This is a genomic window from Saccharomonospora saliphila YIM 90502 (assembly GCF_000383795.1).
GTDB lineage: Bacteria > Actinomycetota > Actinomycetes > Mycobacteriales > Pseudonocardiaceae > Saccharomonospora > Saccharomonospora saliphila.
In genome coordinates this window covers 89,891-92,265 of record NZ_KB912696.1, presented here as the reverse complement: position 1 = coordinate 92,265, position 2,375 = coordinate 89,891, and the positions used below count along the sequence as shown (strand labels likewise).

At 71.6% G+C, this 2,375-nt stretch carries 1 protein-coding gene and 1 pseudogene; both read right to left on the bottom strand.

The features are described 5' to 3' along the window. Positions 1-236: 236 nt before the first annotated feature. Positions 237-1,934 carry a GMC family oxidoreductase gene (locus tag SACSA_RS0115530; protein WP_028661920.1) on the bottom strand — a complete coding sequence of 566 codons (1,698 nt, stop codon included), beginning with the start codon at positions 1,932-1,934 and terminating at the stop codon, positions 237-239. A 194-nt stretch (positions 1,935-2,128) separates the two neighbouring features. Next, positions 2,129-2,375: pseudogene (locus SACSA_RS23225) on the bottom strand (GuaB3 family IMP dehydrogenase-related protein); the annotation flags it as partial.

The following is a 2,375-nucleotide window of genomic DNA, read 5'->3' as shown; positions in this document are numbered from 1 at the left end:
CCGGGCGGTGCTCGACGCAGGCGCGCGGCAGGTCGTCGTCGCGGGCGCACCGGCCCACCGTCCGGAGGCGGTGGGCACGACGACCCGGCGGATCACCGAGGAGCGCCTCACGATCCTGCCCGCCTCCGTAGACACGGCCGAGCCGCCGGCGGGTCTCCCGGACGCCTGGTGACGGCCCCCCGCGCCGGGTGCGGCGACCGCGGTGTTCCGCTCCCGCCCGCTCGGCGCGGAACGGGTCAGCCGGTGCGCAACGCGGCCGGAGCGTGGGCGGGCACGGCGGGATGCGCGGGCGGCACCGGCTCCAGCCGCCGGTACGGGTGTCCCTGTTCCGGACGCGGGTCGGGTTCGCCCTTGTTCGGCCACAGGGCGAACGCCCGCTCCGCCTGCGCGGTGATCGTCAGCGACGGGTTCACTCCGAGGTTGGCCGTGATCGCGGTGCCGTCCACGACGTGCAGGTTCGGGTAGCCGAACACCCGGTGGTACGGGTCGATCACCCCGTCGTCGGCACTGGTGCCGATCGGCGCCCCACCGATGAAATGCGCGGTCAGCGGGATGTCGAAGAACTCGCCCCACGTGCCACCCGGGGTGCCCCCGATGTGCTCGGCGGTCCGCTCGTTCGCCTCGTGCCCGGCGGGAATGAACGTCGGGTTCGGCGTGCCGTGTCCCTGGCGCGAGGTGTAACGGCGGCGACCGAAAAGGCCACGCCTGGTGTAGGTGGTGATCGAGTTGTCCAGGCACTGCATGACCAGCAGGATCACGGTCCGCTCGCTCCAGCGGTAGCTGTTGAGCAGCTTCAGCGTGCGGATCGGATGCCGGACGGCGAACCGGAGTGCCTGCTTCCACCGTGGCACCGGCGACGAGCCATCGGTCGCGACCGTCTGCAACAGGCTCATCGCGTTGCTGCCCTTGCCGTAGCGCACCGCCTCGATGTGTGTGTTCTCGTCCGGGTGGATCGACGAGGTGATCGCGACGCCACGGCTGTAATCGTGTTCGGGGTGCACTGAGGTGCGGGCGGCCCCGACGATCGACTCGGAGTTGGTGCGGGTGAGTTCGCCGAGCCGGTCGGACAGCCCGGGCAGGGCGCCGGTGTCCCGCATCTCGTGCAGCAGCCGCTGGGTGCCCCAGGTGCCCGCGGCGAGCACGACATCGCCCGCGGTGATGGTGTGGGTGAACCGGCGCGAGACCGTGCCGGTCCTGCGCAGATCGACCTCCATCGTGCCGTCTCCCCGCGGCCGCACCCCCGTGACGGTGGTCATCGGCACCACCCGCGCCCCGCGCTGCTCGGCGAGGTAGAGGTAGTTCTTCATCAGCGTGTTCTTCGCCCCGACCCGGCAGCCGGTCATGCACGCGCCGCACTCGGTGCAGCCGGTGCGTTCCGGCCCCACGCCGCCGAAGTACGGGTCCGCCACCCGCTCGCCCGGGGGGCCGAAGTACACACCGACGGGGGTGGGGTGGTAGCTGTCCGCGACGCCCATGTCCGCCGCGACCTTGCGCATCACCTCGTCCGAGGGTGTCACGGTGGGGTTGGTGACCACACCGAGCATCCGGCTCGCCTGGTCGTAGTGCGGCGTGAGCTCGGCCTCCCAGTCGGTGATGTGCGCCCACTGGCGGTCGGTGTAGAAGGGCTTGAGGGGGCGGTAAAGGGTGTTGGCGTAGACAAGGGACCCGCCCCCGACGCCGGCGCCCGCCAGCACCATCACGTCCTTGAGCATGTGCACGCGCTGGATGCCGAAACAGCCGAGGCGCGGCGCCCACAGATACCGCCGCAGGTCCCACGACGTCGCGGCGAACTCGTCGTCGGCGAATCGGCGTCCCGCCTCGACGACCGCGACGCGGTATCCCTTCTCGGTCAGCCTCAGCGCCGCGACGCTCCCGCCGAAGCCGGAGCCGACGACCACGACATCGTAGTCCGGAGAGGTGTTACGCCCAGTCACACCAAGGAGCGTATCCGCCGACCCCGCTCCTGACCAGAGGTAAGTTACTCCCCGGTTCACGTCCGGCTCGCCATGCCGGAGACCACGGTTCGCCCGCGAAACGCGCTCTGCCCAGGAGGAGCGCGTGGTGGCGAACGGCGGGAGCGGAGCGCGGCACCGTGGGCCGGCGACCGCGTTTCGCGGGCGAAACGCGGTCAGGGGCGCACGGTGAGGCCGACTTTCTGAAACTCCTTCAGGTCGGAGTAGCCCGTCTTCGCCAGGGCACGGCGCAGCGCGCCGAACAGGTTCACGACGCCGTCGGGGTCCGAGGTCGGCCCGTGCAGCAACGTCTTGAGGTCGACATCCAGGCTCGCGCCCGCCGCGAACCGGGAACGCGGAAGCGAGGGGTGCGCGGCCGCCGCGGTCCAGTACAGCCCCTGGCCCGGCGCCTCCTGCGCCGCC